Source organism: Pseudomonas sp. B14(2022), from assembly GCF_012030485.1.
GTDB lineage: Bacteria > Pseudomonadota > Gammaproteobacteria > Pseudomonadales > Pseudomonadaceae > Aquipseudomonas.
On record NZ_JAAUVM010000009.1, the window covers coordinates 112,905 to 132,432 of the forward strand.

Annotated in this window: 15 protein-coding genes; 7 read left to right on the plus strand and 8 right to left on the minus strand. The window is 61.2% G+C overall.

The genetic code is table 11. The features are described from left to right. Positions 1-83 precede the first annotated feature (83 nt). Positions 84-1,847 carry a cation:proton antiporter gene (locus HCF10_RS15545; protein ID WP_131697709.1) on the plus strand — a complete coding sequence of 588 codons (1,764 nt, stop codon included), beginning with the start codon at positions 84-86 and terminating at the stop codon, positions 1,845-1,847. Between the two features lie 75 nt (positions 1,848-1,922). Here HCF10_RS15545 and HCF10_RS15550 read toward each other — a convergent pair whose 3' ends face one another. From HCF10_RS15550 to uvrD, 3 genes are all read right to left on the minus strand, one after another. Continuing rightward, positions 1,923-2,330: an SMI1/KNR4 family protein gene (locus HCF10_RS15550; protein WP_131697708.1), complete on the minus strand. Its 408-nt coding sequence runs from the start codon at positions 2,328-2,330 to the stop codon at positions 1,923-1,925. A 135-nt stretch (positions 2,331-2,465) separates the two neighbouring features. Next, positions 2,466-3,335, minus strand: coding sequence for a Tim44 domain-containing protein (locus HCF10_RS15555; RefSeq protein ID WP_167655900.1), 870 nt, complete (start codon positions 3,333-3,335; stop codon positions 2,466-2,468). A gap of 189 nt (positions 3,336-3,524) precedes the next feature. Next, a complete protein-coding gene (gene uvrD / locus HCF10_RS15560; RefSeq protein ID WP_131697706.1) occupies positions 3,525-5,708 on the minus strand; it encodes a DNA helicase II in 2,184 nt (727 codons plus the stop codon). Between the two features lie 279 nt (positions 5,709-5,987). On the opposite strand from uvrD, the gene HCF10_RS15565 reads away from it, so the two are divergent. From HCF10_RS15565 to HCF10_RS31440, 3 genes are all read left to right on the plus strand, one after another. Continuing rightward, positions 5,988-8,861 (plus strand): EAL domain-containing protein, encoded by a 2,874-nt coding sequence (locus HCF10_RS15565; RefSeq protein ID WP_167655901.1) that lies wholly within the window; start codon positions 5,988-5,990, stop codon positions 8,859-8,861. 161 nt (positions 8,862-9,022) lie between these two features. Beyond that, positions 9,023-9,889 (plus strand): transcriptional regulator HexR, encoded by an 867-nt coding sequence (gene hexR / locus HCF10_RS15570; protein ID WP_010168370.1) that lies wholly within the window; start codon positions 9,023-9,025, stop codon positions 9,887-9,889. A gap of 224 nt (positions 9,890-10,113) precedes the next feature. After that, positions 10,114-10,311, plus strand: coding sequence for a PA3496 family putative envelope integrity protein (locus tag HCF10_RS31440; RefSeq protein WP_074848013.1), 198 nt, complete (start codon positions 10,114-10,116; stop codon positions 10,309-10,311). Here the strand turns inward: HCF10_RS31440 and HCF10_RS15580 are convergent. After that, on the minus strand, positions 10,241-11,215 hold the full coding sequence (locus HCF10_RS15580; RefSeq protein WP_131697704.1) for a LysR family transcriptional regulator: 975 nt from the start codon (positions 11,213-11,215) through the stop codon (positions 10,241-10,243). The genes HCF10_RS31440 and HCF10_RS15580 overlap by 71 nt on opposite strands. A gap of 195 nt (positions 11,216-11,410) precedes the next feature. Between HCF10_RS15580 and HCF10_RS15585 the strand changes: the two genes are divergently transcribed. After that, positions 11,411-12,826, plus strand: coding sequence for an acetyl-CoA carboxylase biotin carboxylase subunit (locus HCF10_RS15585; protein WP_003213442.1), 1,416 nt, complete (start codon positions 11,411-11,413; stop codon positions 12,824-12,826). Between the two features lie 11 nt (positions 12,827-12,837). After that, on the plus strand, positions 12,838-14,646 hold the full coding sequence (oadA, locus tag HCF10_RS15590) for a sodium-extruding oxaloacetate decarboxylase subunit alpha (protein WP_167655902.1): 1,809 nt from the start codon (positions 12,838-12,840) through the stop codon (positions 14,644-14,646). 83 nt (positions 14,647-14,729) lie between these two features. Here oadA and HCF10_RS15595 read toward each other — a convergent pair whose 3' ends face one another. From HCF10_RS15595 to HCF10_RS15605, 3 genes are all read right to left on the minus strand, one after another. Continuing rightward, on the minus strand, positions 14,730-16,040 hold the full coding sequence (locus HCF10_RS15595) for an autotransporter outer membrane beta-barrel domain-containing protein (RefSeq protein WP_167655903.1): 1,311 nt from the start codon (positions 16,038-16,040) through the stop codon (positions 14,730-14,732). A gap of 167 nt (positions 16,041-16,207) precedes the next feature. Further along, the gene (locus HCF10_RS15600) at positions 16,208-17,011 is read right to left on the minus strand and encodes an amino acid ABC transporter permease (protein ID WP_371920965.1); all 804 of its coding nucleotides are present in this window, start codon (positions 17,009-17,011) and stop codon (positions 16,208-16,210) included. Continuing rightward, a complete protein-coding gene (locus tag HCF10_RS15605; protein WP_131697701.1) occupies positions 17,008-17,829 on the minus strand; it encodes an ABC transporter substrate-binding protein in 822 nt (273 codons plus the stop codon). The genes HCF10_RS15600 and HCF10_RS15605 overlap by 4 nt, the downstream gene beginning before the upstream one ends. Before the next feature lie 112 nt (positions 17,830-17,941). Between HCF10_RS15605 and HCF10_RS15610 the strand changes: the two genes are divergently transcribed. After that, positions 17,942-18,841, plus strand: coding sequence for a homocysteine S-methyltransferase family protein (locus tag HCF10_RS15610; protein WP_131697700.1), 900 nt, complete (start codon positions 17,942-17,944; stop codon positions 18,839-18,841). Between the two features lie 3 nt (positions 18,842-18,844). Here the strand turns inward: HCF10_RS15610 and HCF10_RS15615 are convergent, their stop codons facing one another. Next, a complete protein-coding gene (locus HCF10_RS15615; RefSeq protein ID WP_027608228.1) occupies positions 18,845-19,525 on the minus strand; it encodes a GNAT family N-acetyltransferase in 681 nt (226 codons plus the stop codon). Between the last annotated feature and the right edge of the window lie 3 nt (positions 19,526-19,528).

Sequence of the window (19,528 nt, forward strand, 5' to 3'; positions counted from 1 at the left end):
ACTTTTCCTTCCGCACTTTGCGATTTTTCAAAGGCGCGTGCGGAAGTGGGAAAAGCGCCAGTACCCTCAAGGAGCCCCTCGCCATGCACGCCATCAGCTTTATTCAGGACTTGGCCGTGATCATGCTGGTGGCAGGGGTGGTCACCGTCCTGTTTCACCGCCTCAAGCAACCCGTGGTGCTGGGGTACATCGTCGCCGGCTTCATCATTGGCCCGCACACACCGCCGTTCGGCCTGATCCACGACGAAGACACCATCAAGACCCTCGCCGAGCTGGGGGTCATCTTCCTGATGTTCTGCCTGGGCCTGGAGTTCAGCCTGCGCAAACTGTTCAAGGTGGGGGCCACGGCGTTTATCGCGGCCTTCCTGGAAATCATCCTGATGATCTGGATCGGCTACGAGATTGGCCGCTGGTTCGACTGGAACACCATGGACTCGCTGTTCCTCGGCGCGATCCTGGCGATTTCCTCTACCACCATCATCGTGAAGGCACTCAATGACCTGAAGATGAAAAACCAGCGCTTCGCCCAACTGATTTTTGGTGTGCTGATTGTGGAGGACATCCTCGGCATCGGCATCATTGCCTTGCTGTCGAGCATCGCCGTCAGCGGTACGGTGAGTTCCGGCGAGGTGTTCTCCACGGTCGGCAAGCTCTCGCTGTTCATGATCGTCGCGTTGGTCATCGGTATTTTGCTGGTGCCCCGCCTACTGGCTTATGTGGCCAAGTTCGAAAGCAACGAAATGCTGCTGATCACCGTACTGGGCCTGTGTTTCGGTTTCTGCCTGCTGGTGGTCAAGCTGGAGTACAGCATGGTGCTGGGGGCGTTTCTGATCGGCGCGATCATGGCCGAATCCCGGCAGTTGGTTAAGATCGAGCGCCTGATCGAGCCGGTTCGCGACATGTTCAGCGCGATCTTCTTCGTGGCGATCGGCTTGATGATCGACCCGCAGATTCTCCTGCAATACGCCTGGCCGATCGCGGTGATCACCGTGGCCGTGGTGCTGGGCAAGATGCTCTCCTGCGGCCTGGGTGCCTTTATCGCCGGTAATGACGGCCGTACCTCATTGCGCGTAGGCATGGGGCTGTCACAAATTGGCGAGTTTTCCTTCATTATCGCCGCGCTGGGCATGACCTTGCAGGTCACCAGCGACTTCCTGTATCCGGTGGCGGTGGCCGTTTCGGCGATCACTACACTGCTCACGCCATACCTGATTCGCGCTGCCGACCCTTTGTCATTGAAGATCGCCGCCGTGATGCCAAAGCGCATGAGCCGGGTGTTTGGCATGTACGGCGAATGGTTGCGCAGTATTCAGCCTCAGGGCGAGGGCGCAATGCTGGCGTCGATGATCCGCAAGATCATCCTGCAGGTGGGCGTTAACCTGGCGTTGGTGATCGCGATTTTCTTCGCCGGAAGCTTTTTCGCGGTGCGCATTGGCGGGTATCTGGAGGGTTGGATCAGTGATCCAAGTTGGCAGAAGGCGTTGATCTGGGGTGGGGCATTGCTGTTGTCGCTGCCGTTCCTGATTGCGGCGTACCGCAAGCTCAAGGCGCTGTCGATGTTGCTGGCGGAGATGAGCGTGAAACCGGAAATGGCCGGGCGACATACCCAGCGGGTGCGACGGGTGATTGCGGAGCTGATCCCGATTTTGTCGCTGCTGGTGATCTTTGTGCTATTGGCAGCCTTGTCGGCCAGTATTCTGCCGACCAACAAGTTGCTGGTGCTGATTGCCGCAGTCACGGCGGCGGTGGCGGCCGTGCTCTGGCGATGGTTCATCCGTGTGCATACGCGGATGCAGGTCGCCTTGCTGGAGACGCTGGATAACCATAAGGATACGCCGGAGCACTAGTGGGGGCCGCTACGAGGTCCGGCGCGGGACAAGCCCGCTCACTACAGCAAGCCCGTTCGCCAGGGGGATCAGGTGTCAGCTTTCCAGCCAGACGTCCCGCGCCCAGTGCCACACCGATTCCCAGGTTTCTTCGGTGACGAGTTCTTCTTCGCCGGACCACAGCACCACAGTGCCGTCTTCTTCGACGCAGTAGTAGTCTTCGCCGTCCTGGCAGATAGGGATCATGCTGCGGTCAACGCCGGCATCCCAGGCGTTGGCGGCCACGTCCGGCAGGTAGGTGTGCGACTGCGGGTCGGTGACGGTCACCGGCTCCAGGCTGCCGTACACGACATCGCTGACGGTCAGCAGGAACTCGCGAAAGACAAACGGGATGTCGATGAACAGCTGTTCTTCGATTTCCACCAACTGATCTTCATCAGGCAGTTCCAGGGGAACCGGAACCGGTTCGTTGGCTTCACGCAATTGTTCGATGATTTCTTCCACGTCCGGGATCCTCTTGCTGATGGCGCGGTTTATAGGGGGGTTTTATACAGTAGCTTGCTATAAGTGCAACCGTGAAATAGAAAACCCCGGACAGGTCCGGGGTTTTTTGTTACGGCTTGCTCAAGCGCGTGGGTATCAGCCGTTCTGGCGGATACCGGCGACCAGCCATGGCTGGTTGTCGCCTGGGGCACGTTCCATGTTCCAGCTTTCGCTGAACACTTCACCCTGGTCGAAACGCGAAGTCTTCGACACGCCGCTGAAGGTCAACGTTGCGATGGTCTTGTCGGCACGATCATCCACACCGTCCAGTTGCACGCGCAGGTCGTCGATATAGGTCGACTGGAAGCCGTCGCCCAGGTCGGCGCGTTCGCGCTTGAGGAACTCCAGCAGTTGTGGGGTCACGAACTCGGAGATCTTGTCCATTTCGTTGGCGTCCCAATGCTGCTGCAGGGACTGGAAGTGGCTGCGGGCCGCTTCGATGAAACGCTCTTCGTTGAACCAGGCCGGTGCGTTGATCACCGGGCGGGCTGCGGCAGGCGCTGCCGAACCACCGAAGATCGAACCCATGGCTGGCTTCTGTTCGAACACTTCACGCTGCATCGGCCCGCCGGCTGGAGCCAGCTGCTCCTGCTGCTTGCGGCGACGGGCGGCGATGAAACGGAAGACCAGGAAGGCGATGACCGCCATGATCAGGATGTCGAAGATCTGCATGCCCTGGAAGCCGTCGCCCATGAACATGGAAGCGAGCAGGCCACCGGCCGCGATACCGGCCAGAGGGCCCAACCAGCGCGAAGCACCGCCGGCCTTGGCAGCGGCGCCGGCAGCACCGGCTGCGCCTGCGGTCGCGGCAGCACCGCCTGCACCGGCGGATGGAGCCATTTGGCTGGTCTGGTGAGTCGGTGCCGCGCCCGAGCTTTTGCCGCCACCGAAGCGTTTGGCGTTGGCGTCGAGGCTCATCGTCAGGCCGATGCACAACGCCATGGCGATGCTAAGAAAACGTTTCATAAAGGGAATTCCCATTTGTGGATTGCACGCGCGCCATGTTGCACAGGTGTAGTGACAGTGGCTAGCGACATAATGTTTCGGGCTTTTGCGTAAGACCGAATCAGAATGGTCTGTAGGACTTATTACAGATATTGGCCCGCGCTCGTTGAAAACAAGGGCGGGCCAATAACCTTCATGTTGGCAAATGTTTCAGACCGCTTCGAGCTTCGCGTAGCCCATCATCAGCCATTTGCTGCCTTCGGCGAAGTTCACCTGCACCCGTGCCTGGGCACCGGCGCCTTCGAAGTTGAGAATCACCCCTTCGCCGAAGATCGCATGCTTGACCTGCTGGCCCAGGCTGAACGGGGTTTCCGGAATCTCGGAACCGGCGAACATGCTGCTGGAGTTCTGCTGCTGACCGCCGCCGAACGGGCGGCTGACGCTGTTGGACAGGCGCACTTCCTGGATCAGACCCTTCGGCACTTCACGTACGAAGCGCGACACCTTGTTGTAGGTCTCGCTGCCGTAGAGGCGTCGGGTCTCGGCGTAGGTCATCACCAGGTTCTGCATCGCGCGGGTGATGCCTACGTAGGCCAGGCGGCGTTCTTCCTCAAGGCGGCCGGGCTCTTCCAGGCTCATCTTGTGGGGGAACAGGCCTTCTTCCATGCCCACCAGGAACACATACGGGAACTCCAGGCCCTTGGCGCTGTGCAAGGTCATCAACTGGATGCTGTCTTCATGCTCATCGGCCTGGGTGTCGCCGGCTTCCAGGGATGCATGGCCGAGGAAAGCGGCGAGCGGAGTCAACTCTTCGTCTTCCTCGGTGTTTTCGAACGCGCGGGCGGCGCTGACCAGTTCCTCAAGGTTTTCTACCCGGGCCTGGCCTTTCTCGCCTTTTTCCGCTTCGTGATAGGCAATCAGCCCGGACTGCTCGATCACCGTCTGTGTCATCAGGTGCAGGGGCATTTCCGAACATTTGGCGGCGAGGTTCTCGATCAGCTCGACAAATACCCCCAGCGCGCCAGCAGCACGCCCCGTCAGGCCTTTATTGGCGATGAGCAGGCGCATGGACTCCCACATCGACACATCGGCATGGCGCGCGTGGTCGCGAATCGCCTCGACGGTTTTCTCACCGATGCCGCGCGCCGGGATATTGATGACCCGCTCCAGCGCCGCATCGTTGCCACGGCCTTCGAGCAAACGCAGGTAAGCCATGGCGTTCTTGATTTCCGCACGCTCGAAGAAGCGCTGGCCGCCATAAATGCGGTACGGGATGCGCTCGCGCAGCAAAGCCTCTTCCAGCACCCGCGATTGGGCGTTGGAGCGGTACAGGATCGCGATGTCGCTGCGCGCCAGGCCGGTTTTCAGTGCGCTTTCGATGGTTTCCACCACGTAGCGTGCTTCATCGTGCTCGTTGAACGCGGCGTACAGGTTGATCGCTTCGCCTTCGCCACCGTCGGTCCACAGCTCTTTGCCCAGGCGCCCGGTGTTATTGGCGATCAAGGCGTTGGCGGCCTTGAGGATGCCGGCGGTGGAGCGGTAGTTCTGCTCCAGGCGGATGGTGACCGCGTCCGGGAAGTCTTCGGAATACTGGTAGATGTTCTCGATTTTCGCGCCGCGCCAGCCGTAGATCGACTGGTCGTCGTCGCCCACCACCATCAGGCTGTCGCCGCCCTTGGCCAGCAGGCGCAACCAGGCGTACTGCACGGCGTTGGTGTCCTGGAATTCGTCCACCAGAATGTGACGGAAGCGTTTCTGGTAATGGGCCAGCAAGCCCGGGTTGTCGCGCCACAGGTCGAGGGCGCGCAGCAGCAGCTCGGAGAAGTCGATGACACCGGCGCGTGCGCAGGCCGCCTCGTAGGCCTCATAGATGCTGCGCATGGTGGCCAGGAACAAATCGCCGCTGGCCTGGATGTGCTGCGGGCGCAGGCCTTCGTCTTTCTGGCCGTTGATAAACCACTGGGCCTGGCGCGCCGGCCAGCGCTGCTCGTCGAGACCCAGCTCGCGGATCACGCGCTTGACCAGGCGTTGCTGGTCATCGCTGTCGAGGATCTGGAAGGTCTGGGCCAGGCCCGCTTCCTGCCAGTGTGCCCGCAGCAGGCGGTGTGCCAGGCCGTGGAAGGTGCCCACCCACATGCCGGCCGGGCTGATGCCCATCAACTGCTCGATGCGATGGCGCATCTCGGCAGCGGCCTTGTTGGTGAAGGTCACCGACAGGATGGAGTGCGGGGACGCGTTCTCGACCTGGATCAACCAGGCGATACGGTGCACCAGCACTCGGGTTTTACCGGAGCCAGCACCGGCCAGGACCAACTGACGGCCAACGGGGGCCGCTACGGCCTGGCGTTGGGCATCGTTGAGAGAGTTCAGCAAAAGAGAGAGATCATCGCGCATCGGCGCATTCTATGGGCCTAAGGAGACTCGGGCAAATCCCAATGCCGGGTGGTCGACGCAAAACGTCACGCGTGATCCCGCCGGGGCAAATATTCCGGCAGGACTGATGACCGGTAAGTCATGGCCCACAGCCCGCGCGGAGCCTCGCTCAAGGGGTCTGGCACCGAGGTTTGCGGCCAATCACAGCATGATTTTTATGATCTGGAGCAGTTTGGCCCAAGCGCTTGCTTGTGTATGCTCCGTCGACGTTTCGGGCTCACCATTATAAGAACACTGCCTATGACTCTCAGCAACGACCTGCTCGGCCCCTCGGCGGCGCCCGCGCAGGTTATCCGCAAACATTACGCCACCGAGATGGCGGTCGAGCGCACACGCCTGCTATACCAGGGCTCATTGCTGCCCACCTTATTAATGCTGGTCAACGGCCTGGTCTGCGCCTGGCTGCTATGGAACCCCAAGCAATACCTGCTGGACAGCATCTGGCTGGTCTGGCTGCTGGCCCTGGTGGCGATGCGCGTGATCCAGGTGGCAGCCTTTGATTCAGCCATGCCCAGCCGGCAGGCCCAACCGATCTGGCGGCGCATGTTCATGCTCGGCTCGGCGGTCAGTGGCCTGACCTTGGCCACCGCAGCCATCGCCCTGGTGCCGGTCGACAGCTTTATCCAGCAGGCCTGGGTGTTCGGCCTGATCGGTGCGGCGACGTTGTCAGCCAGCGTCGCCTACGCAGTGAGCTTTCCGGCGTTCTTGTCCTTTGCCTTGCCCTGCCTGGTGCCGGCGATCGTCTATCTGTTCTGGAGTGGCGCCCCGCAGCAACAGGGCTGGGGTGTGCTCGGCCTGATCCTGCTGGCCTCCCTGAGCGTGGTGGCGTGGCAGGTCAATCGCCTGATCCAGCGTGGGCTGTTGCGGCGGTTCCAGAACCAGGCATTGATCGAGCATCTGCAGCAGGCGCAGCAGCGCAGCGAGCAACTGAATCAGGATCTGGTGCGCGAAGTCGAGCAGCGGCGTCAGGTTGAGCAGGAGCTGCGTGAGGCGCAAGTCGGCCTGCAGGACCGCATGGCGCAACGCAGCCAGGAACTGGACGCCGCCAGCCTAGCCCTGAATAAAAGCGAGGCGCGCCTGGCCATGGCCCTGCAAGCCAGTGAACTGGGCCTGTGGGACTGGAACCTGCAAACCGACGAGGTTCATCACACCCAGCTCAAGGAGCTGTTCGGCCTGGAGCCCGAGCACGTCACGGCCATGCTCGGTCACCTCAAGCCGCGCCTGCACCCTGACGACCTGCCGCTGCTCAAGCGGGCGCTGGTGGAGCACCTTAAAGGACGCACTGAGGATTACCAGGTGGAATACCGCGTGCGCCATGGCGATGGCCACTGGGTATGGATCGAAGACCGCGGTCGCGCCGTGGAGCGTGCACCCAGCGGGCGAGTGATTCGAATGCTCGGCACCCGCCGCGACATCAGCGCCGGCAAAGCCCTGGAAGAGCAGCAGCGGTTGGCCTCGACCGTATTCGAGGCAGCCAGCGAAGGCATCGTGATCCTTGACCCGGACTACGCGCTGATCGCGGTCAACCAGGCTTTCAGCCGTGTCACGGGATTTGAAATCGACGATATGCTCGGTCGCAATGTCGTCGAGCTGCCCAGCAGCCGCGACGCCCGGCGCCACTTCCCGGTGATCCGCCAAGCGTTGCTCAGCCATGGCACCTGGCAGGGTGAGCTGGTGGAAACACGCAAGAACGGCGAGTTGTATCCGCAGTGGCTGCAACTGAACGTAGTTCGTGATGTTCGGGGAAAGGTCAGTCATATCGTGGGCTTCTTCGCCGATCTGTCAGCGCGGCGCGAATCCGAGGAGCGCATGCGCTACCTCACCCACTACGATGAGTTGACCGGCCTGGCCAACCGCTCGTTGTTCCGCGAACGGCTGCGCGAGGCGCATCAGCGTGTACGCCAAGGGGGGCGCAGCCTGGCGTTGCTGCATATCAACCTCGACCGCTTCAAGTTGCTCAATGACAGCCTGGGTCATGAAGTGGCCGACCAGTTGCTGCAAAAAATGGCCCGTCGGTTGATCAATGCCTTGCCCGAGGCCGACACCATCGCGCGTTTGTCCGGCGATGAATTCGCCGTGCTGTTCGACGCCTACGGCAACCTGTCGAGCCTGGCCCGAGTGGCCACGCGGCTGCTGGCCAAGCTGCGGGTGCCGGTGACGGTAGAAGGGCATGAGTTGGTGGTGAGTGCGTCGATGGGGATCAGTCTGTTGCCGGATAACGCGCGGGAAATTTCTGCGCTGGTCAGTCAATCGAACATGGCCATGCAGCACGCCAAGCACCTGGGCGGCAATAACTTCCAGTTCTACACCGACAGCCTGCAAGCCAGCACCCTGGAGCGTTTGCAGCTGGAAAACCATCTGCGCAAGGCCATTGATGAGCGCCAGCTCACGGTGTTCTACCAGCCGAAACTGTGCCTGGCCACGGGCAAGCTTAACGCTGCCGAAGCGCTGATCCGCTGGGAGCACCCGCAATGGGGCATGGTGCCGCCAGGCGACTTTATCGGCCTGGCCGAAGAAACGGGCCTGATCGTACCGCTGGGCGAATTCGTGCTGCGCCAGGCGTGCTGGCAGGCCTGTGAGTGGCAGCGCCAGGGGCTGGCACCGATCCGCGTGTCGGTGAACCTCTCGGTGCACCAGTTGCGCCAGGGCAAGCTGGTCAGCCTGGTGCGCCAGGTATTGGAAGAGACCGGCCTGGACCCGCAATACCTTGAGCTGGAGCTGACCGAAAGCCAGTTGCTCGACAGTGTTGAACACATCATTGCGACCTTCCAGCAACTGCGGGACCTGGGCGTGAAGCTGGCGATCGACGACTTTGGCACCGGCTATTCATCCCTCAGTTACCTCAAGCGTATCCCTGTGGATTACGTGAAGATCGACCAGACCTTTATCCGCGGCCTCGGCCAGGGGCGGGAAGACGCCGCTATTACCCGAGCGATCATTGCGATGGCGCACGGCTTGGCGCTCAAGGTGGTGGCCGAAGGCGTGGAAGATCAGCAGCAGCTGGATTTCCTGCGTACAGAACGATGCGATGAGGTGCAGGGCTACCTGATCAGTCGGCCGATGGAGGCCGAGGGGCTGGCAGATTTGTTACGCAGCAATGCAGATTTTCCCTGAAGACAGTCCTCACGCCCATATGGCTACAAGGCAGCTACCCGCTGATTCAAAGGGCATCAGGGCGATTTAGTGATGCATCGGGCGGGCAAAACGACAATTCTTGTAGTATAACTACAAGCTTGCTACATCCCTGGCCCCGCCAATAACAAGAGTCCTGCCCTTTGAACCTGTTGCAACATATCGCCCAGTCGCGCCACCTGTTACGCAAATCGGAACTCAAGGTTGCCGATCACGTGCTGCTTGACCCTGCGGCCGTGATGCACAGTTCCATGGCCGATCTGGCCCACAGTGTGGGCATCAGCGAGCCGACCATCGTGCGCTTCTGCCGCGCCATCGGTTGCTCCGGATTCCAGGACTTGAAGCTCAAGCTGGCCCAGAGCCTGGCCGCCGGCGCGAGCTTCGGCCAATTTGCGATTCACGAAGACGATTCCGTCGCCGACTACAGCCTGAAAATCTTCGACACCACCTTGCACACGCTGATGGAGGTGCGCGAGAAGCTTGACCCGGTGGAGTTGCAAAAGGCGGTGACCGCCATGTCCCAGGCCCAGCGTGTGGAGTTCTATGGTTTCGGCGCGTCCGGTGCGGTGGCAGCCGACGCCCAGCACAAATTTTTCCGCCTGCTGCTGACCGCGGCGGCCTACAGCGACCCGCACATGCAGGCGATGTCGGCGGTGACCTTGAAGCCGACCGACGTGGCGATCTGCATTTCCCAGTCGGGCCGCTCCAAAGACCTGCTGATCACCGCCAACCTGGTGCGTGAAAGCGGCGCGACGTTGATTACCTTGTGCCCGAGCCAGACGCCGTTGGCGGAGCTGTCCACGGTCAACCTGGCGATCGATGTGCACGAAGACACCGAGATCTACACCCCGCTGACCTCGCGTATCGCTCACCTGGTGGTGATCGACGTGCTGGCGATGGGCGTGGCCATGGCGCGGGGCCCGAGCCTGGTCAACCACCTCAAGAGCGTCAAGCGCAGCTTGCGCAGCCTGCGGTTGTCGCCCAAGTCCGTCAAAGCCCTCGACGACTGATCCAGGGCCATACACGCTCACAATGTGGGAGGGGGCCTGCTCCCGATAGCGGTGGGTCAGTCAAAGAGAAATTGGCTGATGTACCGTAATCGGGAGCAAGCCCCCTCCCACATTTGGATTGTTTACCTATTCGGAAGATTCATCGTCCTGTAACCCCCGCGCCGTTAAACCGTCATCGCTACAACCCATCCTGTACTCCCCGTACTCGCATTGGGAGACTCCAAATGGCCCGGCCCTACGAAGACAGCAACAGCTCCGTCAAAACCCGTCGTCAGCAGGAAGACCAGCGCCGCATGGCGTTCCGTCGCGCAATCGAAGACCGCTGCGACCAGCGTCAGCTGCAGCAGAGCATCAGTGACTACCCGGAACTCCATTGGCAGGCGCCCGCGGCTGCCCAGCGAAACGTTCAGCCAACGCGCTGATCTGCACCCGTTCGCTGCGGATAAAGCCCAGGAACGCATGGGCCACCGGTGACAGGCGCTTGGCTTTGGCCTGCACCAGGCACCAACTGCGGTACAGCGGCAGTTCTTCCACCGGCAGCTCCTTGAGCCCGCCGGTGGCCAGTTCCATATTGACCGCGTGGCGCGTCAGCAAGGCCACGCCAAGGCCGGCGCAGACGCATTCACGTTGCGCCTCGGCGGAGGCCACTTCCACCGTCTGGGTGAAGTGCACGCGTTTCTCCTTGAAATACTCCTCGCAAGCCAGCCGTGTGCCGGAACCCGGTTCGCGCAGCAACAGCGTGTAGGGTTCCAAGTCCTGCAAGCGCAGCGGCCCTTGCAGGCTCAAGGGGTGATCGGGTGGGGCTACGGCCACGATCGGGTTGTTGAGAAACGGCAGGAATTCCAGGCCCATGTCCTGGGGCACCATGGACATGATCACCAGGTCGTCGCGGTTGTCGGAGAGGCGCCGAATCACCTGGGCGCGGTTGACCACGGTCAGGTGCAGCTGTACTTCGGGATGCTGGCGCTTGAACGCGGCGAACAGGTGCGGCACGAAGTACTTGGCGCTGGACTCAATCGCGAGCTTTAGCTGGCCTTGCAAAGAACCCTGCATGTCCGACAGCTGCATATCGAGGTTTTCCAGGCGCCCGAAGATATCCCGACTGGCCCGTTGCAAGGCTTCGGCAGCTTCGGTCATGTAGAGCTTTTTGCCGACATAATCGAACAGCGGCTGGCCGATCAGCTCTTCCAGCTGGCGAATTTGCAGGCTAACGGCCGGTTGTGTGAGAGACATTTCCTCGGCGGCGCGGCTGTAGGAGCGCAAATCACACACTTCATTGAAGATCTGCAATTGACGCAATGTCATACGCATCAAAGACTTACGCATTATTCGATTCCTCTCTCCCCAGGCCGGCCGGCCAACTATAAGTCTTTACTTATGCACGACCCAATAATTATTGATTTTTGTTAATCCCTCCACGGGCTTAGTGTGTGCCTGCGACTGGCTTGAAACATTTGGTCACGCGCCGACCCGGCTCCAGCGGGTCGAAGAACGCAGCAATCGGCTCAAGGGAATTTCCAAGTGATAAAAAAGATCCTGATCGCCAACCGTGGTGAAATTGCCGTACGAATCGTGCGTGCCTGCGCCGAGATGGGCATTCGCTCGGTCGCGGTTTACTCGGACGCCGACCGCCATGCCTTGCACGTCAAGCGTGCCGACGAAGCCCACAGCATTGGCGCCGAGCCGCTGGCCGGCTACCTGAACCCGCGCAAGCTGGTGAACCTGGCGGTGGAAACCGGTTGTGATGCGCTGCACCCCGGCTACGGCTTCCTGTCGGAAAACGCCGAGCTGGCGGATATCTGCGCCGAACGTGGAATTAAATTCATCGGCCCTTCGGCTGAAGTGATTCGCCGCATGGGCGACAAGACTGAAGCCCGCCGCAGCATGATCAAGGCCGGCGTGCCGGTTACGCCCGGTACCGAAGGCAACGTTGCCGACATCGCCGAGGCCCTCACCGAAGGCGACCGCATTGGTTACCCGGTGATGCTCAAGGCCACCTCCGGTGGCGGCGGTCGCGGTATCCGTCGTTGCAACAGCCGCGAAGAACTCGAACAAGCCTTCCCCCGCGTGATCTCCGAAGCCACCAAGGCCTTCGGCTCGGCGGAAGTGTTCCTGGAAAAATGCATCGTCAATCCCAAGCACATCGAGGCGCAGATCCTTGGTGACAGCTTCGGCAACGTGGTGCACTTGTTCGAGCGCGATTGCTCGATCCAGCGCCGCAACCAGAAGCTCATCGAAATCGCTCCGAGCCCGCAACTGACCCCGGAACAGCGCGCCTACATCGGCGACCTGTCGGTGCGCGCGGCCAAGGCCGTGGGCTACGAGAATGCCGGCACCGTGGAGTTCCTGCTCGCCGAAGGCGAGGTGTACTTCATGGAGATGAACACCCGGGTGCAGGTGGAACACACCATCACCGAAGAAATCACCGGGATCGACATTGTCCGCGAGCAGATCCGCATCGCCTCAGGCCTGCCGTTATCGGTAAAGCAGGAAGACATTCAGCACCGTGGCTTCGCGTTGCAGTTTCGCATCAACGCCGAAGACCCGAAGAACAACTTCCTCCCAAGCTTCGGCAAGATCACCCGTTACTACGCGCCCGGCGGCCCCGGCGTGCGTACCGACACAGCGATCTACACCGGCTACACCATCCCGCCGTTCTACGACTCCATGTGCCTGAAACTGGTGGTCTGGGCGTTGACCTGGGAAGAAGCCATGGACCGCGGCCTGCGTGCCCTGGACGACATGCGCCTGCAAGGCGTGAAGACCACTGCCGCCTATTACCAGGAAATCCTGCGTAACCCGGAATTCCGCAGCGGCCAGTTCAACACCAGTTTTGTGGAAAGCCACCCTGAGCTGACCAACTACTCGATCAAGCGCAAACCCGAAGAGCTGGCCCTGGCCATCGCCGCCGCCATCGCCGCCCACGCAGGCCTGTGAGGAACATAATAATGAGCAAGAAAATCTTCGTAACCGACACTATCCTGCGCGACGCCCACCAATCGTTGCTGGCGACCCGCATGCGCACCGACGACATGCTGCCGATCTGCGACAAGCTCGACAAAGTCGGCTACTGGTCCCTGGAAGTCTGGGGCGGCGCCACCTTTGACGCCTGCGTACGCTTCCTCAAGGAAGACCCGTGGGAGCGCCTGCGCAAACTGCGCGCCGCGTTGCCTAACACGCGCCTGCAAATGCTCCTGCGTGGCCAGAACCTGCTGGGCTACCGCCATTACAGCGACGATGTGGTCAAGGCCTTCGTGGCCAAGGCTGCCGTCAACGGTATCGACGTATTCCGCATCTTCGATGCCATGAACGACGTGCGTAACCTGCGCGTGGCCATCGAGGCGGTAAAAGCCGCTGGCAAACACGCCCAGGGCACCATCGCCTACACCACCAGCCCGGTGCACACCGTCGAGGCTTTTGTGGCCCAGGCCAAGCAGCTGGAATCCATGGGTTGCGACTCGATCGCGATCAAGGACATGGCCGGCCTGCTGACTCCGTATGCCACCGGTGAGCTGGTCAAGGCGCTGAAAACCGAGCAGAGCCTGCCGATCTTTATCCACTCTCACGACACCGCCGGTTTGGCTGCGATGTGCCAACTCAAGGCCATCGAAAACGGTGCCGACCATATCGATACCGCAATCTCCAGCTTCGCCTGGGGCACCAGCCACCCGGGCACCGAGTCGATGGTCGCCGCCCTTAAAGGCAGCGAATTCGACACCGGTCTCGACCTGGAACTGCTGCAAGAGATCGGCCTGTACTTCTATGCCGTGCGCAAGAAGTACCACCAGTTCGAAAGCGAATTCACCGCCGTCGACACCCGTGTGCAAGTCAACCAGGTACCGGGCGGGATGATTTCCAACCTGGCCAACCAGTTGAAAGAGCAGGGCGCTCTCAACCGCATGAGCGAAGTGCTGGCTGAAATTCCACGGGTGCGTGAAGACCTCGGCTTCCCGCCCCTGGTGACCCCGACTTCGCAGATCGTCGGCACCCAGGCGTTCTTCAACGTGCTGGCCGGTGAGCGCTATAAGACCATCACCAACGAAGTGAAGCTGTACCTGCAAGGCGGCTACGGCAAGGCGCCGGGCACGGTGAACGAGAAGTTGCGTCGCCAGGCCATCGGCAGCGAAGAAGTGATCGACGTGCGCCCAGCCGACCTGCTCAAGCCGGAGATGACCAAGCTGCGCGGCGAAATCGGCGCATTGGCCAAGTCCGAAGAAGACGTGCTGACCTACGCCATGTTCCCGGACATCGGGCGCAAGTTCCTCGAGGAGCGCGACGCCGGCACCCTGACGCCAGAGGTGCTGCTGCCTATCCCTGAGGCCGGCGGCGTGGCCCGTGCCGGTGGTGAAGGCGTGCCGACTGAGTTCGTCATCGACGTGCACGGCGAAAGCTACCGCGTGGACATCACCGGGGTCGGCGTGAAAGCCGAAGGCAAACGCCACTTCTACCTGTCCATCGACGGCATGCCGGAAGAAGTGGTGTTCGAACCGCTCAACGAATTCGTCGGCGGTGGCGGCAGCAAGCGCAAGCAGGCCAGCGAGCCGGGGCATGTCAGCACGGCGATGCCGGGCAATATCGTCGATGTGCTGGTCAAGGAAGGCGATGTGGTCAAGGCCGGCCAGGCCGTGTTGATCACCGAAGCGATGAAGATGGAAACCGAAGTGCAGGCTGCGATTGCCGGCAAGGTGACCGCCGTTCACGTGGCCAAAGGCGACCGGGTGAACCCTGGCGAAATCCTGATTGAAATCGAAGGCTGATCCAGCCTTCGACACGACCGTTTAATCCTCGGGGGGGCAGGTGCTCCCCTTTTTTTTGCCTGATGATCAGGCTACGTCATGGCTCAGAACGCTATCGCCCACTGGCCCATCACCCCTTGATTGCGGCTGTGGCTGCCGAACTCGGCGGAATAGGCCAGGCCCACGCTGTGTGTGTCCGACAGCGCCATGTCCAGGCCGGTACGCAGCGCCAGGCTGTTACGGTCCAGTGAGGTGCCGCCGATGGTGAACGAGCTGTCGAAGTCCTCGCGTTTTTCCCCGGCGAAGGACTGGCGCACATGGCTGCCGACGTCGCCATACAGGTGTTTCCAGCTGGTGCTCAGGTGCGGTTTGAGCGTGATTTGGTTGCCCAAGGCAAAGTCGCGGGTCAAACGCAGGCCAAAGGTACTGCTGAAGTTTTGCTGGGTCTGTGCACCAACGTCCAGCGCGCTATCGCCACCCTTCTCCACGAAGCGGTCGCGCTGATAACGCTGGAAACCCAGTGCGGCAAAGGGCTGGGCGCGTAAGCCACCTGTATGAAACTGATAGCCCAGTTCGGCGAAGGCGTTTTGGCTCCGCGCTTTGTACTTACCCGTGAGGTGTTCGCGGTAATTGATGAAGTCGAAATCGACATTGCGTTGGTTCTGCCCGCTATGCCTGCTGTAGAGCGCGCCCAGGCGCAGTGCCAGCGGCCCGTCCTGGCGCACCGCATAAGCGCCCAGATGCCAGCTGTCCAGTTCGCCTTTGAAACGTTTGGCGCTCAGGTCACTGCCCGACTTACCGCCCATCACGCCGAGTCGCCAGGCATTGTCGGCCGACCAGTCGGCGCCCAGCAGCAAGCCTTGGCTGCGTTGCTTCAAACCAAAGCTTCCGTGTTGAGCATCCAGAGTGCCGGCGCCGCCCAAGGCTTGGAGCCATACACGGCTGCCCTCGTCGGTGTCGTTATCCAGCTGACGTACTGCCGACAGCAGGCTGGCGTTCAATTGTTTCATGCTGTTTTGGGTGGCGCTGCCCAGGTTGGCGTTCTGGCTACCCGCCAATTGTTCCAGTACCGCGCCCAATCGCCCTGGCTCCAGGCTGCCCAGGTACTCGCCGTATTGCTCAAGTCGGTATTTTTCCCACTCGTTCAGTTCGTCCGACGCCAGCAGGTCATCCACCGCGGCGTCGAGCACACGGGCGACGCTCAGGCCATTGCGGCTGGTGGCATGGTCAGCGAAGTAGAAGTCTTCGGGCGCGGGCAGGGCCGGTTCATGAGGGCTTTTCTCACTGTGCTCCGCGAGCGGATCGAACCATTCGCTGTCTGGCTCCATGTCGCCCCGTGCCTGTGCGTATTGAGCACAGGTGGCCCCCAGCGCGAGGGTGATGGCGAGTACGAGTTGTTTCTGAATGAGCGGCATGTAAACCCACCTCTTGATGTATGAGGCGGGGAATTTAGCGGGGCACTCGGAGGATAACTGTCAGGCCAGGCAGTGCTCGTTTGCGGGAGATGTCTCTAGCCTGATGCGAAAAAGAATGCAGCAGGATTGGCACCGTAAGGTTGCGGTCGATGGTTACTTTACTGACCTCACCCTCGCTTTACATACCCCTTGCCAAAATGGCGTTCCATCCGCGCCTGGATCAGTTCCAGCCCGAGGGACATGATCCAATAGATGATTGCCGCGGTGCTGAGCATCTCGATGTAGCGATAACTGGAGCGCCCGTAGGATTGCGCCAGGAACATCACTTCCCACACGCCCATCACCGAGATCAGTGACGAGTCCTTGAGCATGGAGATGAACTGGTTGGTCGCCGGCGGGATGATGGTGCGCATGGCCTGGGGCAGGGTGACGTGCCAGAAGATCGCGCTGTCGCGCATGCCAAGGGCCAGCGCGGCTTCCCGTTGCCCATGAGGGACGCCCAGGATACCGGCGCGGAAGATTTCGCTCAGGTAAGCGCCGTAGTTCAGCGACAGCGCGATGATCCCCGCGACGATGGCACCCGGCACCAGGCCCAGCTGCGGCAGGCCGAGGTAGATCAGCAGGATCTGGATCAGCAACGGCGTGCCACGGAAAAACGACGCGTAAAAGCTGGCTATGCCAAAGGCCACGGCACTCTTGGACAAGCGCCCGAGCGCAGTGACAAAGCCCAGCACCGACGAAGCGGCAATCGAACACAGGCACAGGAACAGCGTCAGCGCTGCGCCTTGCAGGAAGCCATTGGGGGCCAGGTGCAGGCCAACCAGGTTGGGCAGCTTGTCGAGGATGATCGAGAACTTCAGGTCAAAGCTCAGGAAGAAACTGGCAAACAGGGCGAACAGGGCCGCCCAGGTCAGGTAAAGCCGCGTGCGAAAGCCCAGCAGGGCGCGCGCAGGTTTTGGAGGAACACTCATTGGCTGATATCGGCACCGATCCATTTTTGCGACAGTTTGCTCAGGGTGCCGTCCTGTTTCAACTGGGCAAACACCTCACGCACCTTGGCGTCCCACTGAGCGTCGCCTTTTTCGATGGCGACCGAATTGGGTTCGGCGTACAGCGGCGCGCCGGCGAGCTTGAAGCGTTTGTCTTCGTTCAGGCGCGGCTGGGCGGTGACCAGGTTGGTGAGGATTGCATCCAGGCGCACACCGGCGCCCAGGCCGAGGTCCTGGAAGGCGACGTTATCGGTGTCGTACGGGGCGATCTGCACGTCCTCGAACGGGTACTGCAGTTGAGTGTCTTCGGCGCCTTCGATCACCAGGTTCTTGTTCAGATAGCTTTCGTAGCTGGAGGCGCTGGTGAGCCCGACCTTTTTACCGCTCAGGTCCTTGGCGCCATGGATGCTGTCATCTTTGGCATTGACCACGATTACGGCGGGGGAGGCGTAGTACTCCACCGGGAAATCAAACACCTCGGCGCGGGCCTTGCTCGGGGTCATGGAGCAGATGCAGATGTCGTAGCGACCGCTCCAGCGGCCAGCGGCGATCACGTCCCACGACGGCGTTTCCAGACGCAGTTTCACACCGAGCTTTTGCGCGACGGCCTTGGCCACATCGACATCGAAGCCGTCGAGTTGGTTTTGGTCGTTGAGGAACGAGAACGGCGGGTAGCTTTCCATCAGCACGCCCACCAGTTCTTTCTTCTTCTCAATCCGGTCCAGGGTCGCGCCGCCAAAGGCTTGGGTGGAGGCAGCAAGCATCGTCAGGCCCAAGGCCAATAGCGGTTTAAGTTTCAAAGTGGGCACCTGAATAAAAAAGAGTTGTTATGAACCGAATTGAACGTATTAAATAGTTATAAGAACGACTCTCATAGTGAGTTATTTTCATAAGCTTATGAGTAAAAAGCATATGGGCGCAGTAAGCACAGTAATTCTGGACGGCGGCATGGGCCGTGAACTGCAACGACGCGGTGCGCCCTTCAGGCAGCCGGAGTGGTCGGCGCTGGCCTTGAGCGAAGCACCGCAGGCGGTGGAGGCGGTGCATGCGGCCTATATCGACAGCGGCGCCAACGTGATTACCAGCAACAGCTACGCGGTGGTGCCGTTTCATATCGGTGAGGCGCGGTTTGCTGCCGAAGGCCAGGCCCTGGCGGCACTGGCGGGTGAATTGGCCAGAAGGGCGGTGCAGGCTTCGGGCAAAGCCGTGCGTGTGGCCGGCTCGTTGCCGCCGTTGTTTGGTTCGTATCGTCCCGACCTGTTCGAGCCGCAGCGCGTGTCTGAATTGCTGACACCGCTGGTGCAGGGCCTGGCACCCCATGTCGATCTGTGGCTGGCGGAGACCCAGAGCTCAATCGTCGAAGCGCGGGCGATTCATGCGGGCCTGCCGAAGGATGGCAAGCCGTTCTGGCTGTCGTTTACCTTGAAAGATGAAGACACCGACGATGTACCGCGCCTGCGTTCCGGCGAACCGGTGGCGGACGCGGCCGAAGCGGCGGCGCAGCTGGGCGTGCAAGTGTTGTTGTTCAATTGCAGCCAGCCGGAAGTGATCGGCGCGGCGATCGATGCCGCGCGCCAAACCTTCGAGCGGCTGGGCGTGGCGATTCAGATCGGCGCCTACGCCAACGCCTTCCCGCCACAGCCCAAGGAAGCCACGGCCAACGACGGCCTGGACCCCTTGCGCGAGGATCTCGACCCACCGGGCTACCTGCAGTGGGCCGCGGACTGGCAAAAGCGTGGTGCCAGCCACTTGGGCGGTTGCTGCGGGATCGGGCCGGAGCACATTGCGGTGCTGGCCCAGAAGCTGGTCTAAGCCTTAAAGCGCCTGGCGGCGACACTCCGCCAGGCCCTTCAACTGCCCGGAACCTGCCTGGTTCGCCTCGGACAACCACGCCTCAAACCCCGCGCCCACCGTCGGCCATTCCGAATCCAGAATCGAATACCAGGCCGTATCCCGGTTCTGCCCCTTCACCACCATATGCTGGCGAAACACCCCTTCAAAACTGAACCCCAACCGCTCAGCCGCATATTTGGAGCGGGCGTTGCCGTTGTTGCACTTCCACTCCAGGCGTCGGTAGCCCTGCTCGAACGCGTATTTGGCCAAGAGGTACACCGCCTCGGTGCTTTTGGGTGAGCGCTGCATCGGCGCGCCGAAGGTGACATGGCCGATTTCGATACGGCCCTGGGCCGGGACGATGGACATCAGGCTGAGGATGCCCTGCACCTGGCCGGACGCACGGTCGACCACGCTGAAGAAATACGGATCGCTATTCGCCGCATGGTTGTTCAACCACGCATCGAACGCGGCGCGCTCGGCAAACGGGCCGTAAGGCAGGTAGTCCCACAACTTGGGGTCGGCACCGGGGCCTTCGAGGGCTTGCCACAATTGATCGGCGTGGCGCGCCGGGTCGAGTTTTTCCAGGCGGATAAAGCGCCCTTCGAGCAGTTGCGCGGTGGGCGCCGGGGCGCCTTTCCAGTCGGCGAGGGAAGTAGACATGCT

Excerpts from the sequence above, each read along its gene's own strand:
- HCF10_RS15595 (WP_167655903.1), bottom strand. The coding sequence starts at position 16,040 with ATGCCGCTCATTCAGAAACAACTCGTACTCGCCATCACCCTCGCGCTG.
- HCF10_RS15610 (WP_131697700.1), top strand. The coding sequence starts at position 17,942 with ATGGGCGCAGTAAGCACAGTAATTCTGGACGGCGGCATGGGCCGTGAA.
- oadA (WP_167655902.1), top strand. The coding sequence starts at position 12,838 with ATGAGCAAGAAAATCTTCGTAACCGACACTATCCTGCGCGACGCCCAC.
- HCF10_RS15615 (WP_027608228.1), bottom strand. The coding sequence starts at position 19,525 with ATGTCTACTTCCCTCGCCGACTGGAAAGGCGCCCCGGCGCCCACCGCG.
- uvrD (WP_131697706.1), bottom strand. The coding sequence starts at position 5,708 with ATGCGCGATGATCTCTCTCTTTTGCTGAACTCTCTCAACGATGCCCAA.
- HCF10_RS15565 (WP_167655901.1), top strand. The coding sequence starts at position 5,988 with ATGACTCTCAGCAACGACCTGCTCGGCCCCTCGGCGGCGCCCGCGCAG.
- HCF10_RS31440 (WP_074848013.1), top strand. The coding sequence starts at position 10,114 with ATGGCCCGGCCCTACGAAGACAGCAACAGCTCCGTCAAAACCCGTCGT.
- HCF10_RS15555 (WP_167655900.1), bottom strand. The coding sequence starts at position 3,335 with ATGAAACGTTTTCTTAGCATCGCCATGGCGTTGTGCATCGGCCTGACG.
- HCF10_RS15600 (WP_371920965.1), bottom strand. The coding sequence starts at position 17,011 with ATGAGTGTTCCTCCAAAACCTGCGCGCGCCCTGCTGGGCTTTCGCACG.
- HCF10_RS15545 (WP_131697709.1), top strand. The coding sequence starts at position 84 with ATGCACGCCATCAGCTTTATTCAGGACTTGGCCGTGATCATGCTGGTG.
- HCF10_RS15580 (WP_131697704.1), bottom strand. The coding sequence starts at position 11,215 with ATGCGTAAGTCTTTGATGCGTATGACATTGCGTCAATTGCAGATCTTC.